This window comes from Algoriphagus aestuariicola (genome assembly GCF_017254835.1).
In the GTDB taxonomy this organism is placed as follows: Bacteria; Bacteroidota; Bacteroidia; order Cytophagales; family Cyclobacteriaceae; genus Algoriphagus; species Algoriphagus aestuariicola.
Genome location: NZ_JAFKCW010000002.1, coordinates 456,982 through 481,791 on the forward strand (window position 1 = coordinate 456,982; position 24,810 = coordinate 481,791).

The window sequence follows — 24,810 nt, forward strand, 5'->3', positions numbered from 1 at the left end:
AAAAAATAAAAATAAGTTCTTAACCCCGAGAGGCAAGGCCACACCGAAATAGATTCTAATGCCTTATCTCCAAAAAACCATCAACTAGAAATCCTGATTTACTCAAAATCTACCCTACCCAATAAAACTACTGGCTCAGAAACACCCGGCTTGCATTCCCCTTCAACTTCACCGCGCCTGAAACCAGCTCAGCTTCCCCCAACCCAAAAATGTGGCTATCAAATCCCTCGGGAATCGGCACTTCTATTTCCTCCTTGCCCAAGTTGTGAACTATATAGGCCTGTTGGCTGCCCAGACGTCTAAAATAGACCATCGCTGACTTAGGCAATTCACCTGTAGGTAGATCCAAGCTTCCGATAGCAAGGGCGGGATGAGAATTGCGCAGTGCAATCAGGCTCTTATAATGGTGAAAATAGCTATTGGGATCTTTTCGTTGCAGCTCAAGCGGCGTGACCGTAGAATCCGTGCTGTATTTAGCCGTTATCCATTGCGTGCGCCCCCTGTCCTTTGTCTTCTCATCCCACAAAAATGGCTCTCGAATGTGCTCATCCGGCTTCAATCCCAGCATACCAATCTCTTCCCCATAGTATAAATAAGGCGCGCCGGGCATGGTAAGCAAAACGGCGATTGCCTGCTTATACTTGGCCGGGTCAGAACCCAGCTCATTGAGAAGGCGAGGCTGGTCATGGTTGGATGAGATAGTTGCGTCGATAAAAGTTGGCGTTACACCCTGGTAATAATCCAAGAGCTCCTTCTGCATACGGGGTAGCAGCATCCCCTCTCCCTCGTTCATGGCTTTGATCAAAGTGTAGTGAAAGTCAAAGTTAAACAATGCGGGCAAGCCTGGCAGGTAAGGCGCAACGATTTCCTTTTTGTCATACACCTCTCCCACAAGATAGATATCCGGCTTGATGGATTCCATCTCTGCGCGAAATTCACCCCAAAACTCATGGTTGTCCAAGGGCCTGTCATCCGGAAAAATATGCTTGGCGGCATCTAGTCTAAAACCGTCAACCCCCACTTCCTCCAGCCAAAATCTACCGATTCCATAGATTTCCTCCCGTACCTTTGGATTGTCAAAATTCAAATCCGGCATTCCTCCCCAGAAAAATCCATAGTAGAAATCCTCTCCTGAACCCGGGTCATGCCATTGACGAATGTTGTCCGAATCGAGCGTCACGGTTTTCTTGTCCAAAAAATCGGCAATAGTGTCCTTTTGGGCCCATACGTAGTAATCCCGATAGGGATTTTCCCGACCGGTCTTAGCTTCGAGAAACCAAGGGTGCTCGCTGCTGGTGTGGTTGATGATCAGGTCGATCACGATCTTGATGTCCCGCTTGTGTGCCTCAGAGACAAGTTTCTTGAAATCCTCCATCGTCCCATAGTCTGGATGCACCGCCTTGTAGTCGGTGACGTCGTATTTGTGATAAGTCGGCGAAGGCATGATCGGCATAAACCATATCGCATTGGCTCCCAGCTCCTTTACATAATCCAGCTTTTGTGACACCCCATTAAAATCCCCGATGCTGTCCCCATTGGAGTCGTAGAAGGACTGGACAAAAATCTCGTACGTAATGCCTGCGTTTGGCCAATAATTTTCGACTTCTGGCATTGACTGTGTTGATTCGCTACAGGATAAACTAAAGGCAGTAGTCAAAATAGATAAGATCAGAAGGGATTTTTTCATAATACTTACATTACTAACAAGCTACGGCAATTCTTCTTAATCTCCGCCCTATACGGCTACTCGGGGTGACAACTAAACTTCTTTGCTCACCCAAGCCCACAAAAAAAGTCACCCTTTTCAGGTGACTTTCTTCTTCATCGCATCTAGGATTAGTTTCTGCCAATCGCATTCAGCATGTCAAAGGCGAGCTCGAGACGCTTTACAAAGTTCTCTTCACCCTTTCTCAGCCAGTTGCGTGGATCGTAATATTTCTTATTTGGACTGTCAGCGCCTTCTGGATTGCCCAGCTGGGTTTGCAGATAGCCTTCATTTTTCTTATAAAAATTAAGAATTCCTTCCCACATAGCCCACTGCATATCAGTATCGATATTCATCTTGATCGAACCGTAGGAATTGGCTTCACGGATTTCTTCAACGGACGAACCGGACCCGCCATGGAACACGAAGTTCAAAGGTTTCCCATTTGTACCATAATTTGCGTTGATGTAGTCCTGTGAGTTTTTCAGGATAATAGGTTTCAGGCTGACGTTGCCCGGCTTGTAAACGCCGTGCACGTTGCCAAACGCCGCAGCTATCGTGAATAGATCGCCAATCTTCTTCAAGTGCTCGTAGGCATAGGCTACCTCTTCAGGCTGGGTGTACAGGCGAGAGGAATCCACGTCGGAATTGTCCACTCCATCTTCTTCGCCACCAGTCACTCCAAGCTCGATTTCGATGGCCATCTGAAGCTTGGTAAACTCAGCAAAGTATTTGGAAGAGATTTCGACGTTTTCGTGCAATGGCTCTTCGGAGAGATCCAGCATGTGGGAGCTAAAAAGCGGCTTTTTGTAGGCGGCATAGTAAGCTTTGCCAGCTTCAAGCAATCCGTCTATCCAAGGCAAAAGCTTCAATGCCGCATGGTCGGTATGCAAAATCACCGGAACGCCATAGGCTTCGGCCATTTGGTGTACATGTTGCGCGCCGGAGATTCCTCCAGCGATGCTAGCCTGTTGTTTGTCATTGGGAAGGCTTTTTCCCGCAAAAAACTGTGCTCCGCCGTTTGAAAACTGAATGATGACAGGAGAATTTACCTTTTTGGCTGTTTCCAATACCGCATTGACGGAATTGGTCCCGATCACGTTGACCGCAGGATAGGCAAATTCGTTTTCCTTTGCGTAAGCATAAAGGTCTTTAAGCTCTTCCCCGTATTTTACTCCAGGCTTGAATTTCATAGTGTTTTAGGTTTGATTTTTTTCTTCTGAGAAGCACCAATAGGTCTTCTCTCGACATGGAAAGCACCAAAGATAGAAATCCCAGCCTGATTTCTTCCAAAGTGAAAGTCTAAAATGTTGTATGGGGCTTGGCTTTCCGCTCCCATAGTACGATTGTAGCCAGCGACAAAACACTCCTGCCGCGCCAGCAAGGATGAAAGTTAGATTTGATTCATGACTGACTGAAGGTCGCTCCTTGGCATTTGCTATCAAAAAACCGGGGCCCTACGCCAACTTGCCACCCGACAAAAACAAAAAAGTTCATAGCCCTTTGGACTATGAACTAAAGTCGGACCGATGCTAACCGGTGGAGTTGAACTTAGAAAAAACCGGCCTGCAATAGTCCGAGAATCCTATTTTCAAGATGCAAAGATCTTAGGCGATCTTTACATTCACTGCATTCATCCCTTTTTTGCCACGCTCAGTATCATAAGAAACTGTGTCGCCTTCACGGATCTTGTCGATCAGGCCGCTAACGTGTACAAAAATCTCCTCCTTTGAGGAATTGTCAACTATGAAGCCAAATCCCTTGGCCTCGTTGAAGAATTTTACTGTTCCAGTATTCATTGGTAAAATTTGATATTATTAATTGGCTATTCGCCGACTCAAAGCTAAGAGTATAAAAAGTATAAAACTGATTTTCAGCGATTTTTATAAGCTTTTTTTTGAAAAAAGCCTGTTTTTCGACTGATATCCATGCTTGTGCGACTAAGATTTAAAAGAATACCGAGCCTAAGATCTCCGAAGTTAGGCGAACACCCCCCTGTTAAACACACCTTTCCGTACACTTTGAGAGACTGATTCAGACCAGGCTTGGCAATCCCGCTTCGAAAAAAAACACAAATTTATTTGCAACCGAATGGTTTCTTGTCTTAAATTAGCAACCGAATGGTTTCCCAATCTGCCTTTTTTGGGAAGCCATATTTTGAAACCGGAACTTCACTATGCTCAGGAGAGATATTTTCCAGGTTCTAGCCGATCCCACAAGACGCGCCATCATATTATTGTTGGCGACCCAGCCGATGACGCCGAACGCGATTGCAGATCATTTTGACATCACTAGACAAGCGGTTTCCAAGCATATCCGTCTGATGACCGAAAGCGAACTTTTAAACCAAAACCAAAAAGGCCGGGAAATCTACTACCACCTGCAAACCGAAAAAATGGAAGAAATAGAAAAGTGGCTCGACCAATTCCGGGAATTGGTAGCCAAACGTTTTGAACAATTAGACCAAGTATTAGCAACGTTAAAACAGAAAAAAAATGAAAAAGACAGCCTTATTTGACTTTTTGGTTGACAAGGAAAACCAGAAAATCACCGTAAAAAGAAGCTTTGATGCCCCATTGGGGCTAGTATGGACGGCATGGACAGATCCTGAAATACTCGATCTTTGGTGGGCTCCCAAGCCTTGGCGTACAGAAACCAAATCCATCGACTTCAGGGAAGGGGGCCGCTGGCACTATGCCATGGTCAGCCCTCAGGGAGAGCGGCATTGGTGTCTTTTTGATTTCAAAAAAATCGTAAGCCAAAAGAGCTTTTCCGGTCAGGATGCCTTTTGCGACGAAAATGCGATAGCCAACGACTCAAAACCCATCGTCAGCTGGTTAAACCAGTTTTCCGGTACGGAAAATGATACGACTCTCGTGGAAATAGAGCTAGAGTTCAATAGCCTCGAGGATTTGGAATCACTTATCCAAATGGGTTTCAAAGAAGGTTTTGCGATGGGTTTGGAAAATCTCGACGAATACCTCAAAACCCGAAGCTAAACCGAAGTAAATATGGAAGAAAACGATCGTATCGTCAGCTTGTTCGAAAAACTATACAATGGGGAGTCCTGGATTGACGTTCCAGTCCAGGGCACCCTCCTTCGCATTTCGGCAGCCGATGCAGGCAGACGCCCCCTCCCCAACTGCAACACGATCTGGGAGATCGTGAACCATCTCATCGAGTGGAAAGTCAACGTCATGCAAAGGCTGCAGGGCAAGATCCTCGAAACTCCAGCCAACAACTACATCTACCCGGTGCCTGACACCAGCGAAACGGCCTGGCAGGCAACACTTCTTCGATTTGATACCCTGCACAGGCAGTGGATTGACTTTTTGAAGAAAATAGACACCTCTTCCTACCAGCGGATCTATCCACCTAACCAAATGAGCTATTATGAGCACATCATGGGGATATTACAGCATGAGGCTTATCATTTGGGCCAAATCGTGATCTTGGCCAAGCCATTATAAAAGCTATTCCATTTGGGTTCCGACCGACCACACGTTTCCGTTGTAGTCCCGGAACATTCCCCGCAGATCGGGATCTTCTTTTTGTACTGGCTCCTGCATTCCCTCGCAGCCCAGCTTGATTGCCCGGTCGTAGACTTCTTGGGCATCGGGCACGTAAAAGTGCAGCAAGAAACTGTTGGCCGGATACTCTGCAGTTGCTTCGCTTACCATGATCACCGAGTCGTCCAGCCGAAGCTCCAGATGCATGATTCTTCCGTCAGGCATTTCATATCTCCGGAGCTCGGCGGCCCCAAACAAGTCCTGGAGAAGCTGAACAAACCTCGGCGCGTCATTGACAATAAAATAGGGAGAAAGGGAATTGTACCCGCTGGGCTTGAATTCTTTCATGATCGGTAGTATTTAAATTAAGTTTAAAGAATGGTTGAATAATTACCAGCTTCCGCCGCCGCCGCCACCGCCGCCCCCGCCAGAGAATCCCCCTCCCCCAGAGCCACCTCCACGGCTTGAAGGTTTGGCGCTGGATTGGCTCATCGTATTGGAAAGACTCGAGTTGAGCATATGGGCAAAAGTGGCCCGCTGTATCATTCCTCCGTGATACCAACTAGACCGGTACTCCGGACGCTCTGCACTGAGTTTGAGCTTTTGTTCGAACTTCTCCCCCCAGATCTCCTCGACATCCAAGACCATCGCATAAGGCAACAATGCCTCGAATTTTTCTGGAGTCATTTCTGGAGGATTGCTGAATTGCAGCATTTTTTCCTCAGCGGCAGCCATGTACATCTTAAACCCTTCGATCTCAGCTCTAAGTTTGAGTTTCTGTTCGGCAGGTTTTCGGATCAACCATTGGTAAAACAGGAACAGAACGAAATTCAACAAGAGGAACACGGTCAGGAGCAGCGTTTTCTCTTGAAACACAAAATAGTCCTCCCACCACACGAGTACCGCAATATACCCGGCCATCAACAAAAAAGGCGGAATCCAAAACTTCAGATTGAATCCCCTATAGATCAATGAATTCCACTGAGAGCTCAGACTGGATTGGAAATTTTCCACCGCTTTACCCACGACCGGATCGTACTTTCCGTTGAGCGTGACTCGCTGACCCGATGAAAACAGTGTGGACAGTAGGCGAGCCTCCTCTTTTGGCAGCGCACCTCCGTCAAGCTTTTCCTGAACCAGCTCAAATTCCTTCTGCTTAAAAAGCCCGAAAAGCGACTCTTTCGTCTTTTCTTCTATCCTGAGATAGCCCTTCACCGCCAGGTTGACCAAGGACGCGGTTACAAAGTCTTGCCAATAAAACCCCTTGCTCACCATCCCGACAGAAGCTGGTGAAAGGTTGGCAGGCGGATCAAAAAGCGGTATAACAGTCGGTTTTGGCGGATCGATCCCGAACCTCAGCCAAGTAAGTAGATAATAGGCCAACAGGAGCGCCCCGATACCCAAAGTCAATGTTTGGAATCCGTACCGCTGCCAAAATCCCGGCGGTGGTGGAGCTGCAATGATTCCCTTGGAAAAACCCACGGCTATGCTGAGGTTTTCGTAGGGAGCCATTGGCCCTGCTTCGAATGTGACTACTTTTCCGTTTTCAGCGCTTTGACACGCACTTTCGGCACTTCCATACTGCCCCGTGTAGCATGTCTTTTGGATCAATTCAGCCCCCTCGGGGAGGAAGATCTCAGCCTTTAATTTTCCGACAGAAAATGGCCACTGCGTACCATTTACGTTCCAATACAATTCATCGTGCGCATCAAAAAAACGGATCTGCTCCGGAATGGTATAAGTGATTTCATATTCATACTCTCCAGGATCCAAAAACACAGTCGACTCTCCCACATAAATCGAAAGGTGCCCATTTTCTCTTTCGGTGTGATAGGGAGAGTCCATTCCGTCCCGTTTGACGGATAAAATTGAAAAATCATTTCTCGCTGCATCGCCAAGACCGTCCACGCGAGTCAGTGGAAGCGAGCGGATGATTCCGCGCTTCCCACTCAGCTCGGTCGAATAAACGATGGTTTCCGAGACGGTAACGAGTCCCGACGGATCAATGAGAATGGTGGCATTGAATTCCTCGAGCTTTTCTTCCTGCGCGAAAAGTGTCACTGACAGAAAAAACCCGAATACGACGGATGCTAGTCGCTTCATTTAGAATTTGACTTGAGGCACTGATCGTTCTACTTCGCTATCTAGCTCGAAAAACTTGGACTTGACAAATCCAAACATGTTGGCGACGATACTGCTGGGAAAGGATTCGACGAGAATGTTTTTTTCCCGCACCGTGCCGTTGTAATATCTCCTGGACTTCTCGATATCCTGCTCGATGACGGAGAGTTCCTCTTGGAGTTGGAGAAAATTCTGGTTGGCCTTTAGCTCCGGATACTGCTCTGACAAGGCAAAAAGATTAACCAAGGCCTTATTGAGTTGGTTTTCAGCCGCCTGCTGTGCTTCCACACCAGTGGCTGACTGGGCAAGGTTTCTGGCCTGGACTACTTTTTCGAAGGTCTCCTGCTCATGCTTTGCGTAGCCCTTGACTGTTTCGACCAAGTTGGGGATGAGATTGTATCGCTTCTTGAGCTGTACATCGATTCCACTCCAAGCTTCCTCCACCAGCGTCCTCAGCCTGACGAGTTTGTTATAAATTCCAATTGCATAAAAAACCAGGAGAAGTACGAGAACTCCGATGATGAGAAGTGTCATTTCAGTGCGGTTAAGTATTTAAAAATCACTTGAAGATAAAAATTTGCGGGAACGCGAACGAATCTTGAAGCCCTTTCAAACCAAAAAATCCGCGGACAGGGCACAGACCTCGCCGGCATCATTCCAGCAAAGCCTCGCTCTATCGGCAGATTTGGGCTATCGACCCTTTCCAGAGCCTATTTAGTCGGCAATTTTACTCAATTCATTTCCAACCTCGTCAAAGGCCAGTTTCCACTCTTCCATCAGCGTTTTTGCCTCAAGAGTATAGATTATCTCCGTGCCCACACTGATTTTTTTCACATCATCCAAACGGTATCCATCGTAGTTGGTTTTGATTTTGGAGAGCACCGCTTTGGGTAGATCAGCTTTGGAGATTTCCTCTTCTTGGCGCCGGATTTTACCTGTCTGGTCATACCATATCTCGTGGTCTGTTCCCAGCAACCCAATCACAAATTCCACTTTGTAATGTCCCCCATCCATTTCCCATTCTACATCCAGTGCCTTGGGATGGGCTTGCTGAAATTCGTTTACCACGAGTGAAGGAACTTGGCTTTGGGAAATATCCTGCGCGAATGACTGGCTGGCAAAAAGACTCAATGCAAGGGCGATGATTATGACGTATGTTTTCATAGTAGTTTTGGTTTTAGTTTTAGTGTAAAGTAAAAGGTCAATTCTGGAAGGATTTGGGAATCGTAAACAGGGTTCGCTTTTGACTTTCTACGGTTCATAGATCAGGCGGAAAAAAGAACTGAAGCGCTCGCCGGACTTGTGGACTGGAAAGCCGGTGACCATGCCTACAGCCAAGCGCTCATTCACCCTGATTTTGGCCTGGGGCCGGATCGTCATTGCGAAATGACCCTGATCGATCTCCTTGTTCAGCTCCACTCCAACAAAGTGGCTGGTCGTCGGGATGGAGTAAAGCAGGGACGTGTTGATCCCCCAAGCGACTTCCGTGGTATTTTCCCCAAAACTCCTCTCGATCATGGGATAGGTGTAGACTACGGTGTGAAAGTTTTCTCCCCAGCGCTTGGCCGCCACAAAAAACGGATTGAATACCGTGCCCGAGATCAGGTTCGTTTCTCCATAGTCATTGAAGTCTGTCAGTTCCAGAATCTGGGTATAGCCTAGAGCAAGCGTGGCCTTATACTTGACAGAAACCAAAAATGAATACTGGGAGGAAAAGCGGAGTCCTTCCAGCTTGTTACCCGGCAACTCCGAACCACTCCAGTGAGTGGCTTTGTAAATGTTGAAGTCGGCCTCCACCTCCAATCCCAGCCGATTGATCGGCGCAAACTCATATTCTGCCAGAAAAGTGTATTGATTGAACCCAAACCTATCCTTGAGCTCAGTCCCAAGGTTAAATTCCTTTTCGCCTTTTCTGGCACCCAGATCCCTCACCAAATCCATGTAGAGCGGTTCGGCGTGATGGACCTTGGGAAGTTTTGCTGGGTTCTGTGCAAAACCATCAACTGAGCCAGCCAAGGCAAGTGCCGAGAGCACTAAGGCTGAAAAGTATTTTTTGATCGTTTCCATGAGGTAAAACAACCGCCGGATTTGGGAAACAATCGGGAATCAAAAAGGTGAAAGAAACAATTTTCAGGATTTTCTAAAATCTATCTCGAAACAGTGCAATCCACCCTCCATTCGGTACGAAATTTCAAAGCCGTACAAGATGCAAATCGCCTTGACGATAGCTAGCCCCAAGCCGGTGCCAGCCTGGCTTGAATCGGATTTGTAAAAACGATCGAAAATATGCTGCCCATCGAGCGACTCTACTTGGCCGGTATTGGAGATCTTGATGCGGCTTTCCCTGAGTTCGATTTTGACAAGTCCGCCTTCGATGTTATGGAATACGGCATTCCTCAATAGATTGGATATGACCGTGATTGCGAGCGAAGGATCCATGTCCACCAAAATATCGTCCTGGCTTTCCAACACAATCTGGACACCTTTGAAATCCGCGATTTCTTCCATGTCGCCGGCCGCCTGTCGAGCAATTTCGTTCAGAGAGACGGTTTGGTTGTCCAAAAACTGCCTGTTTTCGATCTTCGACAGGAGCAGCAGAGACTTGTTCAGTCTTACCATTCGACCGATGATATTCAGCACTTCGGCGACGCTCTCCGCCTGTCCGCTTTCCAAAGTTCCATTTTCGATCAGGAGCTCCAGCTTGTTGGTAGCAATGGCCAGCGGAGTCTGCAGCTCGTGTGAGGCATTGCCGATGAATTGGTTTTGCTGTTCGTAGGACTCTATGGCATGCTGGAGCAAGGTTTTGACCGCCGTTTGTAGGTCTTTAAACTCCTTGATTTGGGTTTCCGCTTTAGGTTGAACTTTGCTCTTTCCTATCCGATAGTTTTTCAGCTGTTCCAAAAAGTCGTAAAAAGGTCTCCATAGTCTCTGAAGCACCAGATTGTTGACAAAGACTATGGCAATCAGCAGGATCAGATAGAGCCAAATCGCTTCCAGAAAAAGCTCTTTGACCAGATCATCCTCCTCTACCATCGGGTTAATCATTTTCAGCTCGTAATATCGCCCGTCCAGCTCGAAAGCCGTGACCAGCATCCTCACTGGCTCCAGCTCGGGCACCTCATCGTCACGGTCCTGCATATAGAGCAATGTGTCGAGATAGCTGTCTTTTGCTTCCAGAGCCTCACGCTTCGACATTTCCGAAATGGTGAAAAGTCCCTCGTCAAAGTCCCGTTTTGCCAGAAGGCTCGAATCTTCCGCTGCGTTTCGGATTATCTGCCGCTTATAATTTTCCAGCCCCTCGTCCACGCTCTCTTTGATCTCCCGAAGCATGTTGAAATAAAAAACAACCGCCCACAGCCCCAAAATGAGCAAGATGGAAACGGATAGGTATTTGAGGGATTGGTTGAGGAGTTTCATTTTTCGACCAACTTATAACCGATGCCGTAGATCGCCTCTATTTCAATCCCAGCGCCTGCAGATTGGAGTTTCTTTCGAAGGTTTTTGATCTGATAGTAGATGAAGTCAAAATTGTCCGCCTGGTCGATGTGGTCACCCCAAACGTGTTCCGCGAGGGCATTTTTGGTGACCAAGCGGTTTTTGTTGAGCAAAAAATAATTGAGTACGTCGAATTCCTTCCGGTTCAAAGCCACATCCTTCCCGTCGACCAAAAACTGCCGTTCACCCAAGTCCAACAGAATATTCGAAAACTCGATGGCATTCCGACCGTTGAGCGTCTTTCTCCGCAATACCGCCTTCACGCGGGCATTGAGTTCAGCGATGTGAAATGGTTTGGTCAGATAGTCGTCCGCACCTAGCTCCAGTCCTTTCAGTTTGTCGTCCAGAGAATCTTTCGCAGAAATGATGATCAAGTTGCCCGACTTGCCAGTCTCCTTCAACTCATCGAGCAGACGAAGGCCACTGCCTCCGGGAAGCATGATGTCCAAAAGGACACAATCGTAGTCGTATAGGGCCAATTTTTCGCTTGCGGATTCGAAGTCGCCCGCTGTCTCTATCACAAAGTGCTCCCTTCGCAACGAATCGGCCAGGGTCTTCTGCAGTTCTATCTCGTCCTCCACGATCAGTACCTTCATAGCTCAAAGGTAGTTATCGAATTTGGGAAAGAATTGGGAATTTAAACCGTTGGTAGGTTTGCTGAAAATCGAAGCGGCTGGCGGCCGGGCTATTCTAGCTCCCTTCCCTCTATCCGTTTTTTCTGCGTCTCGAGCTCCAGCACCTCTCCAGCCGCTCCCGACTGGGTGAAGACCCTGAACTTCTCTCCGCCTCTTTTGGGAATAGGCTTGGAATAAATCGGGGAATTAGCGGTGGGATCAGTGCCGTCCTGCGTGTAGCGAATGATCAGTCCGGGAGTCTGTACATTGGCAAAGATCATCCCGTCCCTCACTACCGCTCCCGGCTTAGGCACACGATGGTTGAAGCCGCCGAACATGGATTCCAGTCTCGGGATCTCGCGCTGTCCCACGGCATTGGCAAAGCGATTGAAATCCTCTGCTCTCATGGATTTCATTTTCGCCTCGGTCTCTGCATTTGACCAATCCGGGTCTCCTGCCCAAGCTCGCTCGATATATCCGAGCATCTTGGGAAAAATATAATACTCCAGCATCTCTGGACTTTTAATCGTCTCGGTCCACACTTGACCGGATACACCAATGATGTTCTTTCTTCCCTCTGGCGTGAGTTGGGTGAAATTTTTTGCCACTTCCGACCAATCCCATTCTTTGCCCTCGATGGTCTGGTCATGCGAGAGGTACAGCTTGCCTGGAACCGTCTTCCAAGACTGATATAAATCCGTCACTCCACTCCAAGTGTGTCCGCGCTCGTTGGGGTCCCAGTCATAGGCCAGGTCGAAGTAAAAGTTGGCACTGGAGCAGATCACGACTGGGTATCCGGCATTGGCCAGCTTGTAGGCCATGTCTTCCCCCCCCCAACCTGCAACTGCATTCCAGGCATAAAGCCGCCAATTCTGGTCTGCAAATTTCGGATTTGGAATCACTTGATCGCCTTGATGGGCCTGACCGATTTCTTCCCATCCGCCCATTTCCATTCCTTTTTCCTTCAGAATCTGGGAAGCTCGGAATCTGAAGTAATCATTCAACTCCTCCTGCTTGATGTCGGGATTTTGGGCAAGAAAATCATTGCAGACCGGCGACGCTGTCCAAACGCCACGCGGCACTTCATCTCCCCCGGTATGCCAATTTTTCAGCTCCACATCTACCTGTCGGTACATGGTCTGAACCTCAGCGACCAATTTTTCATAAAACGTGTAGACCGATTCCTGACAAACGCACACGGTATTTCCTTTGAAATTTTGTGCGGAAAGGTATTTGCTCTGGTCATTGTCTTCCGCCAAACGGTACTCCAGCGCCTCGGAAGTCTTCCCTTCCTGCATCAACCGCTGGTAGCGATTTTCCATTGCTCGGATCGCCGCCCGGGAATGCGCGGGCACGCCAAACTCCGGTATCACCTCTATATGTCGTGCTTGGGCGTAAGTCAAAATCTCCTGAAAATCCGCAATCGTATAATATCCAGTGCCGCTCAGGCTCTTATCTGGATCGGCGCCCGACCCATAGTACGGCCACAAAAACTCCGATTCGTCGGTGGAAAATCCGCGTCGACTCGCGAAGTCAGTCAATTCGGGAAGTCCGGGTATCTCCAGTCTCCAACCCTCATCGTTGGCCAAATTGAAGTGAAAGACATTCAGCTTGTAAAAGGCCATCATATCGAGGATTTTCAGGATCTGGGATTTGGGCTGAAAATTGCGAGCCACATCCAAGAAAAACCCCCGATAGCCAAAAGCAGGGTAATCTTCTATCTCCACTTGGGGCAAAATCAGTTCTTCGCTCGGCCCAGTCCAAAACCCGGCAGGCATCATCGCCAAAAATGACTGGACACCATAAAAAGCGCCTTGGGGTTGAGATGCGGAGATGACCACATTTCGCCCGCTGATGCTGAGTTTGTATCCCTCATCAGACAGCCCAGAGGACTTTTCGATCCGAATCTGAAGCGGCTCTTCAGAAGCATTTACCTTGGGCTTGTAGGCTCTGCGTATCGTCTCCCTCAAAAAATCAGATTCCTCCGCAAACTCCGGAACCCCGACGACTGAAAAGTCGACATTTTTGATTTTCAGGCTTTCTTCGGTGTATTTCCACGATTTGGGGCTGGGAAGAAAAGGCGGCAACTCACTTTCGGGTAGCAAGCTCAAGCCCTCGTTTCTTTCATAAGTAAGCGCAGCTATTGGTATCGGGAGGGGTGTATCTTTAGCCATTTCGGCAAGTTGATCCGTGGTGTAGTGTTTCACCTCATAGTCCCTTACCTCAAAGTGCTTCCCATCGGATCTGAGAAAAATCAGAGCTTCAGGAGCATAGGAATTTTTGAGATAGGGCTCAGAAGATCGATACTCGATTCTGATTTGCTCTCCAGCGCGCAATGCTGGAGAATTTTCTTTGCCCTCCAATACAAAAAAATCACCTTGCAGATGCTTGATCTCCAGATCGGGATTGTCCACTTGGGTGGATACCGAGAGGAAAGCGGTATTGAAGTAAAGCTTCCATCCAGCCTCAAGACTCTGCCCAGAGGTGTTTTTCAGCACGAGTTCCGCCCGATGATAAGGCTTGTCGGTAAACTTGTTTTCGAGCAGTTTCCAAGTGGCGGAGATCTGTCCTCTCGCGGAGGTAAATGCAAACAAAAACAGAAAAACGAAAAGGAAGTTTTTTTTCATGGAGGATTTCGGCGATAGAGCTGTCAGTCTTGGACTCAGATTAAAGAAAATACCCAAAAAGTACAAAAAAGGGCTATTCCGACTTTCAGCCAATTTTTTTGGTACACTTAAATTCAGTAGCTTGATATAGCAGATAAAAGGTATTATTTCGGATTAGGTAACCATTTTTATGCAGGCTGAACTAAACCGTAAACAATCCACGGTGTTTTTTTCGGATATCGTCGGCTATACCCGTCTGATGGGGAAAGACGAAAATGCGGCCTTTGAGCTCATGAAGGAAAATCTCGAGCTGCATCAAGAGATTCTTGCCCTTTATAAGGGAAAATTGATCAAGGAATTGGGTGATGGCATCCTTGCCATCTTTGAGTCTTCCATAGATGCGCTAAACGCAAGCCTCGAGATCCAAAAACGATGCATTCAGACCAATCGCTACCAACTGAGAATCGGACTGCAGTCCGGCGAGGTCATATTTGACCACGGCGACATCTTTGGAGACGCGGTCAATGTGGCGTCGCGCATCCAAAGCGTCTGTATCCCAAGCAGTGTAGTCTTCTCCGACCGCATCAGCAGAGAGATTTCCAAGGAGCGTGGCTTTCAAGCCATCAAGCTAGGAGGCTTCGACCTGAAAAATGTGGATCATACGCTGGAGCTTTATGCCCTTTCAAACGAACCGCTTGCAATACCAAAACGAGCTGACATCCTTGGAAACATTAGGTACCAAGAAAGAAATCCGTGGAAATACAGAATAGGGATTGCGGCGATCGTGGTGCTTTTGGGTGCTTTAATCTTTTCGGTGTTTTGGGATGGTCAAGTTTGGGAAAAAGACAAATCGGTGGCCGTGATGCCGTTTCGACTTGTCAAAGAAAATAAGGAATTGGAATACCTCGAAGACGGCTTGACCGAAAATGTGATAGACCAGCTTTCAAAAATCGGATCCATAAAAACCATAGCCTATGAGACTATGAAAAATTACAAAGGGTCTGAAGCGCTCTTGGATAGCGTCGCAAAACAATTGGATGTAAGTGTAGTTTTAAAAGGGGACATCGAAATGCTAAACAATGCAATGAGGATAAATCTTCAGCTTGTAGATCCCATAAATAAGAAAAATATCTGGGAGGACAGTTTTGAAAGAGAAGGGAATCTAATTCCAGAACTGCAAAGTGAAATCGCCAAAGCAATTGCACAAAAATTTGATGCAATTCTTTCATTGGAGGAGTCCTCTCAAATAGGCAAAGGGGAAACCAGCAACCTTGATGCCTATGAGCAAAGACTTCAAGGAAAGGAAAACTATAGAACATATCACTCCGACAATCTCTTAGTCGCTGTCCAACAGTTTAAAAAGGCTATCGAGCTGGATCCAAATTATGCCCTTGCTTACGCAGACCTTGCCAAAACATATGCTCAGCTATACTACTACAGTCCAGATTCACTTGTAAACCTAAGTCTTCCCGCAAGCTCAAAATCCCTTTCCCTCGAACCCAAATTGTCTGAAGGGTATGGAGCACAAGGTCTAGCCAACTACTATCTGGGCAAAGTAGAATTCGCAAAAAATTCTTTTGAATTAGCCTTGAATTACAGCCCGACTCAAAGTGAAGCGCTTGGAAATATCGGTATAGTATACTTTTCCAGAGGCGACTTGGAGCAGACTTTGAAATATCAATTCATATCCTCCGACCGAAGGCCCGATCATTATTTGCCATATCAGATTGTAGGATGGATCTGCAGGATACTAGGAAAAAATGAGGAAGCACTTGGGTGGCTGAACAAATCACTAAGCATAAGCAAAAACCTCAACACAATAGAGTTGACGGCAACTACTCTTATTAAAAACAAGTCCCCGGAAGATGCTAGCAACTTAGTTTCAGATTATTTGAAAGATTCTATAAACCGAGACCCCTGGTCATTAAAAACTGCTGGAATTGTTGCTATGTATCTTTACGATTTCGATCTGGCCAAATCCTATTTTGAACAATCTATTGCTCTTTACCCGGAATATAGGGCAGATCCTTTTTATGGGGTTCCGATCAATTTAGCCTATATCTACTACCACTCGGGTGAAAAAGCCAAAGCTCTGGGACTTTTGGAAAGTGTAATTAGATCCCGTCAGGACTCTATAGAGGAAGGAATGGATGACTATAATCTTTTCCTCGATCTTGCTACCGCCTACTGGATAAAACAAGACAGAAAAATGGCTTTTCATTACCTCGACAAAGCATACATCAATGGCTGGAGAGATCTCTTCTTCGTCGAAAGCAATCCGATTTTCTCAAATGCAAAGTCCGACCCAGAGTATAAACGAATCATCGGTCAAATCAACACCTATCTTTCCGACCTAAATGCTCGCAACCTAGACATGCCCTTGTTTAACCGGGAAAGATAGTTTGGTTGATTATTTAGCCAATTAGCCACAAAAAAAACGAAAGCCCACCCTAGCTAAACTAACTCCCTCAGACTTCCACTTTTCCTACTTCGTGGGAACCGGATAGGAATAGTTTTCGCTATATAATCCTGGTACTTTGGTCTTTTCTTGAATATCCCCCCCAGTCAGATATAATAAGCCAGCCATCAAAGCGGCTGACATCGAAGTCCCTTCCATTACTGCATAATTATCATTGGGATAGGTTGAAAAAATACGATTCCCTGGAACAACCCAGTCAATGGGTGGAAGCTCATAATTTGAAAAGCCGGAAAAAACAACTGCTTGATTTGTTGACTCATAGTCGAGATCTATAGATCCGATTGTATAAATATTAGTTCCTTCTACACAAGCAGGTAAAAACCTGGAAGACTGCTCACCTGCCCAAAAATATCCATTTCCTGCTGCGCTAACTATACTAACATTTAGGGCACTTGATATCGCCTGCATCTGCAGCATCAATCCATCTTGACCACAATCGGTAATTCTACCTCCCAAACTCATGGAGATTACATCACCTGCAGTCAGCCTTCCCCTTCTTGAAGCATATTCTAACGCTTCAACTACCCAAGCAAATTCAGCATATCCCTCTTGACCAAAAACTTTTAAGGAAACCAGCTTGGCACCTGGAGCGACCCCATTCATTCCAATGAGATTGCGATTTCCTTGGTTGATTGCTTTGGCAGCAGCTAAGCCTGCGCAGTGCGTTCCATGTCCCCAATAATCAAAAAATGGGTTACTATCAAATATATTGGTGTTCCTTAGTACAAATGATCGGCTCATCTGCCGATTCACCAGATTCTTTAAATCTTGATGATTGGCATCAATTCCGGAATCGATGACCCAAATTTTATTATTCTTACTTACTTGGCGATTAACTCCTGCCAAATAAGTGACCGCTTTGGAAGTAAAGTTTACAAAATCATAACCCCAATCAGGTCTTTCTTGCATTCGAGCACGGGTATTTTGTGCGAGCACTTCGCTTTGCATCCTTGCTCGAGTGTTCTCCATTCCGAACCTGAAATTTTGTTGAATAAACGCTATATTTTCCTTGTCAGACAAAAGTTCTCTTATGAAGATTCTATTAGAATTTTCTAAAACAAATCCTGACAACGAGCTGACCAACAACATGTCATTGTCAATTTTTATCTTTTTAGAATTCAAATATTCTTGGATTTTTTTCTCAGCGCTAACTTCAAGTTCAACAATTGCCAAACTATCCTTCAACAAATCAAAACTTGAACCCCTTAATACCGGGGTAAATTTTTCTGCATTTAAAAAGACCAAATAGGAATCCCTGACCAGAAGGCTGTCTGGCACTCCATAAGGATTCAACAAAGCATCAAATTCATATTCTTGATTTAAAGTTGGTGGTTGTCTGTTTTTTTTAGTGCACGAAAAAACAAGTACTAGTACAGATAACAATAACAGCTTTCTCATCTTTCCAAAAATTTAAATAGTTAAAAATCAAATATTTAAAACAATATGAATTTAATAATTCCATCCTTTCACCTTAAGTTATCTGGAAAGTAATTTTTAGTAATTTCTGCAACTGGGATTTTTTATGCGCTGGCAATAGTCCTTTTTGGACATTGTACCCCTTTATAGTTATTGTTCCTGATAATTTCGTGGATTGCTGTAACTTCAGTTTTACCTATCACCAAAAAACCACCTATGTCAATTGATCAACAATTAAAAGTCCTGAGCAACCGCTATCTGGCTCTGGATGTATTTCGGGGACTGACCCTCGCTTTCATGGTAATCGTAAACACGCCCGGAAGCTGGAACGCGCTTTACGCCCCCCTAGCCCACGCTTCCTGGCATGGCTTCACACCTACCGACCTGGTCTTCCCCACCTTCCTTTTTGTAGTGGGTAATGCCATGAGCTTTGCCATGAAAAAGCTGAATGAGATGCCCTCGGGTCAATTTTATCGAAAGGTCATCAAGCGGACTCTGCTCATATTTTTGGTTGGCTGGCTGCTCAACGCATTCCCTTTCTATGACCTAGGTCCATCAGGTGAAATCATCTGGAAAAACCTCTTGGAGGTACGTCTCCTGGGAGTATTGCAGCGAATTGCGCTCTGCTACTTCTTTGCTGCGCTCATCCTCTACTGGGGCGGGGAAAAACTGGGATGGATATTCAGCATAGCCGCTTTGGTATTGTATTGGCTCATCCTCTATTTCTTCGGCGATGCAGGCGATCCCTACAGCCTTGCCACCAATGCTGCCACAAAGCTTGACTTAGTGCTCATCGGAGCCGAAAGGCTGTACATGGGCGAAGGCGTTCCTTTCGACCCTGAAGGCCTACTCAGTACACTCACTTCCATCGTCAATGTGATCGCGGGATATCTGGTAGGCAAGATGATACAGAGAAAAGGCAACACGGTGAAGACAGTCCAGACCCTACTCATTGCGGGCATTATATTGATAGCCGTCAGCTACGCTTGGGATCCCTTTTTTCCAATCAACAAAAAACTCTGGACTAGCCCCTATGTACTGCTGACCGTGGGGTGGGATCTTCTTATCTTGGCGGGGTTGATCTTTGTGATAGAAGTAAGAAATCACAGAGGCTGGACTTATTTCTTCGAAGTTTTTGGGCGAAATCCACTGATGCTTTATGTATTTGCCTGGGTCATCATGGATATTCTCTCCATGATTCCAGTCGGGGAAAGCAACCTGAGATCGGCGATCTACGATAGCATTTTCACGAGCTGGCTAAGTCCGAAAAACGCGTCTTTCTTTTTCGCAGTCACTTACATGCTCCTGATCTGGCTGATCGGCTGGTGGATGGACAGAAAAAAGATCTACATCAAACTCTAAAAATAAGGGGCTAATAAGAAGGCTTTTGGGGTAAAATGGTAAATTCCTTTACTGTTTTACCCCAAAAGCCGTTTTTTATGATTCTTAAAATAGCAGTTTACAATGTAGAGTGGATGCGGAATCTCTTCGAGACCGATGGCACTCCCAAAACCACCGGGGCGGATGCAAAACGAAGCCAAATCCTCGCCACAGTCATCCAGGCCCTCCAAGTGGACTTTCTGGGTATAGTCGAGGGTCCGGACACCTTGGTCAGCGGCGCAAAGACAAGTTCCGGACAACTGCTCGCTTGGGCAAACCAATTCATTCCGGGCCATAGCTTTTCGGCAGTCCATGGCTTTCCTTCCTCAGGCCAACAGGAATTGGCGGCAATGTACGATCCCACCAAGCTCAAGGTTCTCTTTACCCCCGAGACTCGGGACGGAGACCGCTTCAACCAGCCTTTCTTGATGGACACCACAAACCGCCTGATCAAAGAACAATACCAGCACTATCGTCCGCCGCTTGAACTCAGCATATTGGGACTCGATGACCAATTTCTTTCCAGGGTTATTATCGCCCATACGAAGTCAAAGGGGATCTTTGACAAAGTCGACTACGCGAGGTTTGAGCAGCTTTCCCAGCGGGATCGCCTCAGGCTATTTGGGGAATGTATGCATATCCGCGAGCGCTGCGACCAATACCTAGCCAAAGGACAAAACGTGATGGTGATGGGCGATATCAACGACGGCTTTGAACTGGATTTCTACGAAAATCGATTCTCCAAAAGTGCGGTTGAGATCCTGCTTGGCGATGCTTGGAAACCCGAATGGATCCTCAAATCGGTGCTGCCCAAACCAAAATTGAACGCCTATGGATGGACTCCCTATTCCGGAAAGTACAGGGATCGGATCACGGGTGATGAATTCAATGTGCTGATCGACCACATCCTGGTAAGCCAAGGAATCAAGGTCCTCAAAGGACAGGTGTGGAATCCCTTTTTGGAAAAAGACGACTCGGTAATCCAAAGTCTGAAAAGCGAATTGGTACAGGCCTCTGACCACTATCCTATTTTGGCGGAAATAGAAGTGTAAGTATCAAGTATCAGGATTTTAAGTACGGAAATGCCTGTCCAATGAATTCTGTCAGGGCAGCTGGTACTTTGCAAGGCAATTTTCAAGTTTTAAAATGTCACAATCTTTCAATTGATAAACACCCATGGATCAAGCCACCCAAACCATGATAGACAACCTCCACAAAAACACCGGGAAATCCCTGGATGAGTGGATAGAGACCGTCAATTCTGCCAAGCTCCAAAAACACGGAGACATTCTCAAATTCCTGAAAGAAAACCACGGCTTCAGCCATGGCTTTGCAAATCTCGTTGCCCACAAAGCGCTGAAGTCCGATGCTGGGTCAGCCGATGATCAAGACGCCTTGGTCACCAAACAGTATGTGGGCAAAGAAAACTTCTTGCCTATCTATGAGAAGTTGAAGAAGGAAATTGCCACTTTTGGAAAGGATGTAGAATTCATACCCAAAAATGCCTACGTGAGCGTGAAGCGCAAAAAACAATTTGCCATGCTCGTGCCCGCGACTAAATCCAGATACGAAGTCGGCATTAATCTCAAAGGCCATCCGCCCCAAGGAATTCTCGAATTGGAATGCAAAGCCAACGCGATGTACAGCCACAAGGTCGTAATCAACCACGAAGAACAAATCATCCTGGAGCTGATCGACTGGCTCAGAAAGGCTTACGATGCAGCAGGGTAAGAACTATTTCCCACCTACATGAAAAAGGGCCGCCTTGTACAAAAACATCGCAGGCCCTTTCTGTTTTTGTCTATTTTCATGTTCAGTCCTTACCCCTCCACCATGAACAAGCTGAAATATTTCCCTTCCAGTATTTCCCTACTCTTGATTGCTGCCTTGTTTTTGCCCTTAAAGCTGCAGGCCCAGATCACTGAGGACACCTACCACCGGGCGGAATATTTCCTTCTCAACTCTATCCAAAAGGAAGTCTACCACCTGGAAGTCATCCCCTCTTGGACTGAGGGCAGCAGAGCTTTCTTACACTCGACCTACACGGCCGAGGGAAAAAGGTTTTTTAAGACCGATACTCAAAAACTGGAAACGAACCTGGCCTTTGATCACGAAAAACTGGCCAAGCTACTGAGCGACAAAACCGGCGAAAACTTAGATCATCGAGACCTCCCCATCGAGCGGGTATCCATGACCAATGGCAATAAGGTCACCTTTGTCTGGAGAAGCCACAACTGGATTTGGAATACGGAAAACGATTCTGTCGAATCCATTCCCATGTCCGAGCGGAATGAAATGGAAGCTTTTTCCCCGGACAAAAAATGGAAAGCCTACAGCAAAGGCTACAACCTCTACGTGAAAAACCTAGCGACCGGCGAAGAAACCCAAGTCAGCTTTGATGGCAGAAAGGATTTCGAATATGCCTCCTACTATGGCTGGAGTGATTTGATGAGCGGGGAAAACGGAGAAAGGCCACCTCACTTTACGGTGAACTGGTCTCCCGATTCCAAAAAAATCTATACCCAGATCGTCGACCTGAGAATCGCCGAAAAAATGTACCTGCTTGACTTCAGCAAAGACGAGAAATTCCGCCCAGAGCTACTCTCCTACTATCGCGGCTCGCCAGGCGATAGCACGGTGGTGATGTACATACCGGTGATCTTTGACTTGGAGAACAAGACGGAAAAGAAACTCCCCAAGCTTTCCTCACCGCACTTTATCGGCATCAACCTCCGCTGGGCTAACGACAGCAAATCGCTGAGCGGATTTTATTTCCCCAGAGGCTTTAAGGAGTTCCAGTTTTTGGAATTAGATGCCGAAACTATACAGACCAGAAAGATCTACTCCGAATACTCCCCTACGCACATCAACCGGGAGAACGCTTTCCGAAGGCTCGAAAACGAGCAGTTTATAATCAGTTCGGAAAAATCCGGCTGGAACCAGCTCTACCTGCACGACTGGAATACCGGGAAAGAGCTTCACCCGATCACCAATGGAGAATTTGTAGTCAACCGTTTGACTTTTTGGGATGAGGAAAATGGCATCATCTATTTTGAAGCCTCAGGGAAAGAAGCGGGCGAAAACCCCTACTTCAACCATCTCTATCGGGTAAATCTCGACGGGTCAAATTTGCAATTGCTGACTCCGGAAAACGCCTACCACGAAGTCCACATCTCACCGGATGGCAAATTTGCTGTGGACAACTACTCGACTGCCAACCAGCCTACCCAATCCATTCTGATTGACCTAAAAACCGGAGAACACCTTCACAAGATTTCCGAAGCGGACATTTCCAATCTTACCGCCCGAGGCTATCGCTTTCCCGTTCCATTCACCGCAACGGCAAAAGACAGGAAGACGGAAATCCAGGGCGTCTATTTCCTCCCAACGACTTTTGATCAGAGAAAGAAGTATCCGATCATCGACTACACCTACACTGGTCCCCATACCTCGACTGTGCCGAAAACCTTCAAAGCCGCCATCCTCGGCCATCAGCAGGCAACGGCTGAGCTAGGCTTCGTAGTGGTGACGGTGGATGGGCTTGGGGGTGCTGGCCGATCAAAGGCTTTTGCAGATGTTTCCTACAACAACCTGGGGGATGGCACCACCGACCATGTCCTTGCGATCACGCAGTTGGCCGAAAAGGAAAAATACCTGGACATCAACCGGGTTGGGATCTTCGGACATTCTGCTGGGGGATATGATGCCGGCCGCGCCATGCTCCTGCATCCGGATTTCTATAAAGTCGGCGTAGCTTCCGCCGGCGACCACGATTTCCGGATGGAAAAGGCCTGGTGGCCTGAAATGTACATGGGCTATCCAGTCGGCAACTATTACCATGAGCAGTCCAACATCACCAATGCGGCAAACCTAAAAGGACACCTGCTGTTGGCACACGGGGGCATAGACGAAAACGTGAACCCCTCAGCCACCTTCAAATTGGCGGAAAACCTCATCAAAGCCGGAAAAGACTTTGACCTCTTCATCTGGCCGAGCCGCAACCACAGTTTCGGGCGGCCTCCAGGAGATTATTTCACCAAAAAGCGCTGGGACTACTTCATCGAACACCTGATGGGTGAAAAACCCATCCGACATTATCAGTTGCAGGTGACGAAGTAGCGTAAAGTAGCAAGTGTCAAGTAACTAGATTAGGACGGCTATCATTTGCGGCGTAGGGAATGTGTTTGGTCAATTCTCCCGACTTCCTAACTCCCAACTTCTTACCTTCCCTCCTCTTGCTTCCCGTCTTTCATCTTTTGTATGTGAAAATGCCACCTGCCAGATGACGAACCGTCTCACGCCTACATTCACCAACCGAACTTTGTGATTTTCAAATTCCAGACATCATACATCCATCATCCAACAATTTCCCCTCAGAATTTGCTTCTTTTCAATCCTCGGCTAACTTTGCCATCCGAAATGGAAAACAACAATAGAAATATTGGATTTTTAGCAAATGCACAGCACGCCTATCTGCTGCATCACTTCCATCATTCCTCCTGAGGAAGACTTTTATACACCCACCCGGTGATGCTGATGACAGGGATTCGGCACTCCACCAAAATTTTACTGAAACCAAAAACTTTCCTAGCGTAACTTGTCCCCATGGAACAGATTATCCGTATCGCCGTGCAGAAAAGCGGCAGACTTTCCGATGACTCACTCAGCCTGATCAAAGAGTGTGGCATCAAATTTTACAACGGCACGGGCAAACTCAAGTCCACCTCCACCAATTTCCCCGCCGAATTCCTCTTCCTCAGGGATGATGATATCCCGGGATATGTAGCTGACGGGGTGGCTGACCTGGGCATAGTCGGCCAAAACGAACTGGTCGAAAAAGACAAGGACGTGGACACCCTGAAGAAGCTTGGCTTCTCCAAATGCCGCCTTTCCCTTGCGATTCCCAAGGGAGAAGAGTATCCAGGCATCCGCTATTTCCAAGGAAAAAACATCGCCACCTCCTACCCCAAAATCCTCGGCGACTATCTGAAGGACAAAAAAATCCAAGCCGAAATCCACGAAATCAGCGGATCCGTTGAGATTGCTCCCAGCATTGGCCTGGCCGAAGGGATTTTCGACATCGTCAGCTCTGGATCTACCCTGATGATGAATGGTCTCAAAGAGGTGGAGGAAGTCTTCAAGTCCGAGGCAGTTCTCATCGGAAATAAGAATTTGACGGACTGGAAGAAAGCTATCCTGGACAAACTTCTGTTTCGAATCAATGCAGTCCAAACCGGCAAAAGCAACAAATACGTCCTGATGAATGCGCCCAACGACTCCATTCAACGCATCATCGAACTTATCCCCGGCATGAGAAGCCCCACCATTTTACCGCTTGCACAGGAAGGCTGGTCTTCCATCCATTCGGTGCTCAGCGAAGATCAGTTTTGGGAAAACATCGAAGAACTCCGTGCCGCTGGTGCCGAGGGCATTCTAGTGGTTCCCATCGAAAAAATGGTTATTTAACGAGATCGAAAGTTTTTCC

The 24,810-nt window shown here is 46.9% G+C and carries 21 protein-coding genes; 9 read left to right on the forward strand and 12 right to left on the reverse strand.

Annotated elements, in window-relative coordinates:
• Positions 1 to 127 precede the first annotated feature (127 nt).
• The 3 genes from J0A67_RS09205 to J0A67_RS09215 form a co-directional block, all read right to left on the reverse strand.
• Positions 128 to 1,612, reverse strand: coding sequence for an alpha-amylase family glycosyl hydrolase (locus tag J0A67_RS09205; RefSeq protein ID WP_241265126.1), 1,485 nt, complete (start codon positions 1,610 to 1,612; stop codon positions 128 to 130).
• Positions 1,613 to 1,836: 224 nt separating this feature from the next.
• Positions 1,837 to 2,898 (reverse strand): class II fructose-bisphosphate aldolase, encoded by a 1,062-nt coding sequence (fbaA, locus tag J0A67_RS09210; protein WP_206569019.1) that lies wholly within the window; start codon positions 2,896 to 2,898, stop codon positions 1,837 to 1,839.
• Positions 2,899 to 3,312: 414 nt separating this feature from the next.
• Positions 3,313 to 3,504 (reverse strand): cold-shock protein, encoded by a 192-nt coding sequence (locus tag J0A67_RS09215; protein ID WP_206569020.1) that lies wholly within the window; start codon positions 3,502 to 3,504, stop codon positions 3,313 to 3,315.
• Positions 3,505 to 3,881: 377 nt separating this feature from the next.
• Here J0A67_RS09215 and J0A67_RS09220 point away from each other — a divergent pair, with 377 nt between their 5' ends.
• From J0A67_RS09220 to J0A67_RS09230, 3 genes are read left to right on the forward strand one after another with little or no spacing between them, the layout of a single operon-like run.
• Complete coding sequence (locus J0A67_RS09220) at positions 3,882 to 4,223, forward strand: ArsR/SmtB family transcription factor (RefSeq protein WP_206569021.1); 342 nt, start codon at positions 3,882 to 3,884, stop codon at positions 4,221 to 4,223.
• Positions 4,201 to 4,704, forward strand: coding sequence for an SRPBCC family protein (locus J0A67_RS09225; protein ID WP_206569022.1), 504 nt, complete (start codon positions 4,201 to 4,203; stop codon positions 4,702 to 4,704). Before J0A67_RS09220 ends, J0A67_RS09225 begins: the two co-directional genes overlap by 23 nt.
• Positions 4,705 to 4,716: 12 nt before the next feature.
• Positions 4,717 to 5,175, forward strand: coding sequence for a DinB family protein (locus J0A67_RS09230; protein ID WP_206569023.1), 459 nt, complete (start codon positions 4,717 to 4,719; stop codon positions 5,173 to 5,175).
• Between the two features lie 3 nt (positions 5,176 to 5,178).
• Here J0A67_RS09230 and J0A67_RS09235 read toward each other — a convergent pair whose 3' ends face one another.
• The 8 genes from J0A67_RS09235 to J0A67_RS09270 form a co-directional block, all read right to left on the reverse strand.
• Positions 5,179 to 5,562 carry a VOC family protein gene (locus J0A67_RS09235; RefSeq protein ID WP_206569024.1) on the reverse strand — a complete coding sequence of 128 codons (384 nt, stop codon included), beginning with the start codon at positions 5,560 to 5,562 and terminating at the stop codon, positions 5,179 to 5,181.
• A 42-nt stretch (positions 5,563 to 5,604) separates the two neighbouring features.
• On the reverse strand, positions 5,605 to 7,317 hold the full coding sequence (locus tag J0A67_RS09240; protein WP_206569025.1) for a DUF2207 domain-containing protein: 1,713 nt from the start codon (positions 7,315 to 7,317) through the stop codon (positions 5,605 to 5,607).
• Positions 7,318 to 7,869 carry a LemA family protein gene (locus tag J0A67_RS09245; protein WP_206569026.1) on the reverse strand — a complete coding sequence of 184 codons (552 nt, stop codon included), beginning with the start codon at positions 7,867 to 7,869 and terminating at the stop codon, positions 7,318 to 7,320.
• Positions 7,870 to 8,049: 180 nt separating this feature from the next.
• Entirely contained in the window at positions 8,050 to 8,499 is a 450-nt protein-coding gene (locus tag J0A67_RS09250; RefSeq protein WP_206569027.1) for a PepSY-like domain-containing protein, read from the reverse strand.
• Positions 8,500 to 8,586: 87 nt separating this feature from the next.
• Complete coding sequence (locus J0A67_RS09255; RefSeq protein ID WP_206569028.1) at positions 8,587 to 9,402, reverse strand: HAEPLYID family protein; 816 nt, start codon at positions 9,400 to 9,402, stop codon at positions 8,587 to 8,589.
• A gap of 63 nt (positions 9,403 to 9,465) precedes the next feature.
• Positions 9,466 to 10,752: a sensor histidine kinase gene (locus tag J0A67_RS09260; protein WP_206569029.1), complete on the reverse strand. Its 1,287-nt coding sequence runs from the start codon at positions 10,750 to 10,752 to the stop codon at positions 9,466 to 9,468.
• Entirely contained in the window at positions 10,749 to 11,426 is a 678-nt protein-coding gene (locus J0A67_RS09265; RefSeq protein WP_206569030.1) for a response regulator transcription factor, read from the reverse strand. Before J0A67_RS09265 ends, J0A67_RS09260 begins: the two co-directional genes overlap by 4 nt.
• An 89-nt stretch (positions 11,427 to 11,515) precedes the next feature.
• Positions 11,516 to 14,071: a family 20 glycosylhydrolase gene (locus tag J0A67_RS09270; protein WP_206569031.1), complete on the reverse strand. Its 2,556-nt coding sequence runs from the start codon at positions 14,069 to 14,071 to the stop codon at positions 11,516 to 11,518.
• 169 nt (positions 14,072 to 14,240) lie between these two features.
• On the opposite strand from J0A67_RS09270, the gene J0A67_RS09275 reads away from it, so the two are divergent.
• Positions 14,241 to 16,451: an adenylate/guanylate cyclase domain-containing protein gene (locus J0A67_RS09275; RefSeq protein ID WP_206569032.1), complete on the forward strand. Its 2,211-nt coding sequence runs from the start codon at positions 14,241 to 14,243 to the stop codon at positions 16,449 to 16,451.
• An 84-nt stretch (positions 16,452 to 16,535) separates the two neighbouring features.
• Here the strand turns inward: J0A67_RS09275 and J0A67_RS09280 are convergent, their stop codons facing one another.
• Positions 16,536 to 17,927 (reverse strand): S8 family peptidase, encoded by a 1,392-nt coding sequence (locus J0A67_RS09280; protein ID WP_206569033.1) that lies wholly within the window; start codon positions 17,925 to 17,927, stop codon positions 16,536 to 16,538.
• Positions 17,928 to 18,161: 234 nt separating this feature from the next.
• Between J0A67_RS09280 and J0A67_RS09285 the strand changes: the two genes are divergently transcribed.
• The 5 genes from J0A67_RS09285 to hisG all read left to right on the forward strand — a co-directional run bounded on the left by J0A67_RS09285 (position 18,162) and on the right by hisG (position 24,791).
• Positions 18,162 to 19,307 (forward strand): acyltransferase family protein, encoded by a 1,146-nt coding sequence (locus J0A67_RS09285; RefSeq protein WP_206569034.1) that lies wholly within the window; start codon positions 18,162 to 18,164, stop codon positions 19,305 to 19,307.
• Positions 19,308 to 19,384: 77 nt separating this feature from the next.
• Positions 19,385 to 20,377: an endonuclease/exonuclease/phosphatase family protein gene (locus J0A67_RS09290; protein ID WP_206569035.1), complete on the forward strand. Its 993-nt coding sequence runs from the start codon at positions 19,385 to 19,387 to the stop codon at positions 20,375 to 20,377.
• Positions 20,378 to 20,522: 145 nt separating this feature from the next.
• Positions 20,523 to 21,056: a DUF5655 domain-containing protein gene (locus J0A67_RS09295; RefSeq protein ID WP_317195056.1), complete on the forward strand. Its 534-nt coding sequence runs from the start codon at positions 20,523 to 20,525 to the stop codon at positions 21,054 to 21,056.
• A gap of 102 nt (positions 21,057 to 21,158) precedes the next feature.
• Positions 21,159 to 23,444 carry a S9 family peptidase gene (locus J0A67_RS09300; RefSeq protein ID WP_206569037.1) on the forward strand — a complete coding sequence of 762 codons (2,286 nt, stop codon included), beginning with the start codon at positions 21,159 to 21,161 and terminating at the stop codon, positions 23,442 to 23,444.
• Positions 23,445 to 23,930: 486 nt separating this feature from the next.
• A complete protein-coding gene (gene hisG / locus J0A67_RS09305) occupies positions 23,931 to 24,791 on the forward strand; it encodes an ATP phosphoribosyltransferase (protein ID WP_206569038.1) in 861 nt (286 codons plus the stop codon).
• The last annotated feature ends 19 nt before the right edge of the window (positions 24,792 to 24,810 follow it).

Bases quoted from the DNA above. Each gene is read 5' to 3' on its own strand.
- J0A67_RS09205 (WP_241265126.1), bottom strand. From the start codon at position 1,612: ATGCCAGAAGTCGAAAATTATTGGCCAAACGCAGGCATTACGTACGAG.
- fbaA (WP_206569019.1), bottom strand. From the start codon at position 2,898: ATGAAATTCAAGCCTGGAGTAAAATACGGGGAAGAGCTTAAAGACCTT.
- J0A67_RS09215 (WP_206569020.1), bottom strand. From the start codon at position 3,504: ATGAATACTGGAACAGTAAAATTCTTCAACGAGGCCAAGGGATTTGGC.
- J0A67_RS09220 (WP_206569021.1), top strand. From the start codon at position 3,882: ATGCTCAGGAGAGATATTTTCCAGGTTCTAGCCGATCCCACAAGACGC.
- J0A67_RS09225 (WP_206569022.1), top strand. From the start codon at position 4,201: ATGAAAAAGACAGCCTTATTTGACTTTTTGGTTGACAAGGAAAACCAG.
- J0A67_RS09230 (WP_206569023.1), top strand. From the start codon at position 4,717: ATGGAAGAAAACGATCGTATCGTCAGCTTGTTCGAAAAACTATACAAT.
- J0A67_RS09235 (WP_206569024.1), bottom strand. From the start codon at position 5,562: ATGAAAGAATTCAAGCCCAGCGGGTACAATTCCCTTTCTCCCTATTTT.
- J0A67_RS09240 (WP_206569025.1), bottom strand. From the start codon at position 7,317: ATGAAGCGACTAGCATCCGTCGTATTCGGGTTTTTTCTGTCAGTGACA.
- J0A67_RS09245 (WP_206569026.1), bottom strand. From the start codon at position 7,869: ATGACACTTCTCATCATCGGAGTTCTCGTACTTCTCCTGGTTTTTTAT.
- J0A67_RS09250 (WP_206569027.1), bottom strand. From the start codon at position 8,499: ATGAAAACATACGTCATAATCATCGCCCTTGCATTGAGTCTTTTTGCC.
- J0A67_RS09255 (WP_206569028.1), bottom strand. From the start codon at position 9,402: ATGGAAACGATCAAAAAATACTTTTCAGCCTTAGTGCTCTCGGCACTT.
- J0A67_RS09260 (WP_206569029.1), bottom strand. From the start codon at position 10,752: ATGAAACTCCTCAACCAATCCCTCAAATACCTATCCGTTTCCATCTTG.
- J0A67_RS09265 (WP_206569030.1), bottom strand. From the start codon at position 11,426: ATGAAGGTACTGATCGTGGAGGACGAGATAGAACTGCAGAAGACCCTG.
- J0A67_RS09270 (WP_206569031.1), bottom strand. From the start codon at position 14,071: ATGAAAAAAAACTTCCTTTTCGTTTTTCTGTTTTTGTTTGCATTTACC.
- J0A67_RS09275 (WP_206569032.1), top strand. From the start codon at position 14,241: ATGCAGGCTGAACTAAACCGTAAACAATCCACGGTGTTTTTTTCGGAT.
- J0A67_RS09280 (WP_206569033.1), bottom strand. From the start codon at position 17,927: ATGAGAAAGCTGTTATTGTTATCTGTACTAGTACTTGTTTTTTCGTGC.
- J0A67_RS09285 (WP_206569034.1), top strand. From the start codon at position 18,162: ATGTCAATTGATCAACAATTAAAAGTCCTGAGCAACCGCTATCTGGCT.
- J0A67_RS09290 (WP_206569035.1), top strand. From the start codon at position 19,385: ATGATTCTTAAAATAGCAGTTTACAATGTAGAGTGGATGCGGAATCTC.
- J0A67_RS09295 (WP_317195056.1), top strand. From the start codon at position 20,523: ATGATAGACAACCTCCACAAAAACACCGGGAAATCCCTGGATGAGTGG.
- J0A67_RS09300 (WP_206569037.1), top strand. From the start codon at position 21,159: ATGAACAAGCTGAAATATTTCCCTTCCAGTATTTCCCTACTCTTGATT.
- hisG (WP_206569038.1), top strand. From the start codon at position 23,931: ATGGAACAGATTATCCGTATCGCCGTGCAGAAAAGCGGCAGACTTTCC.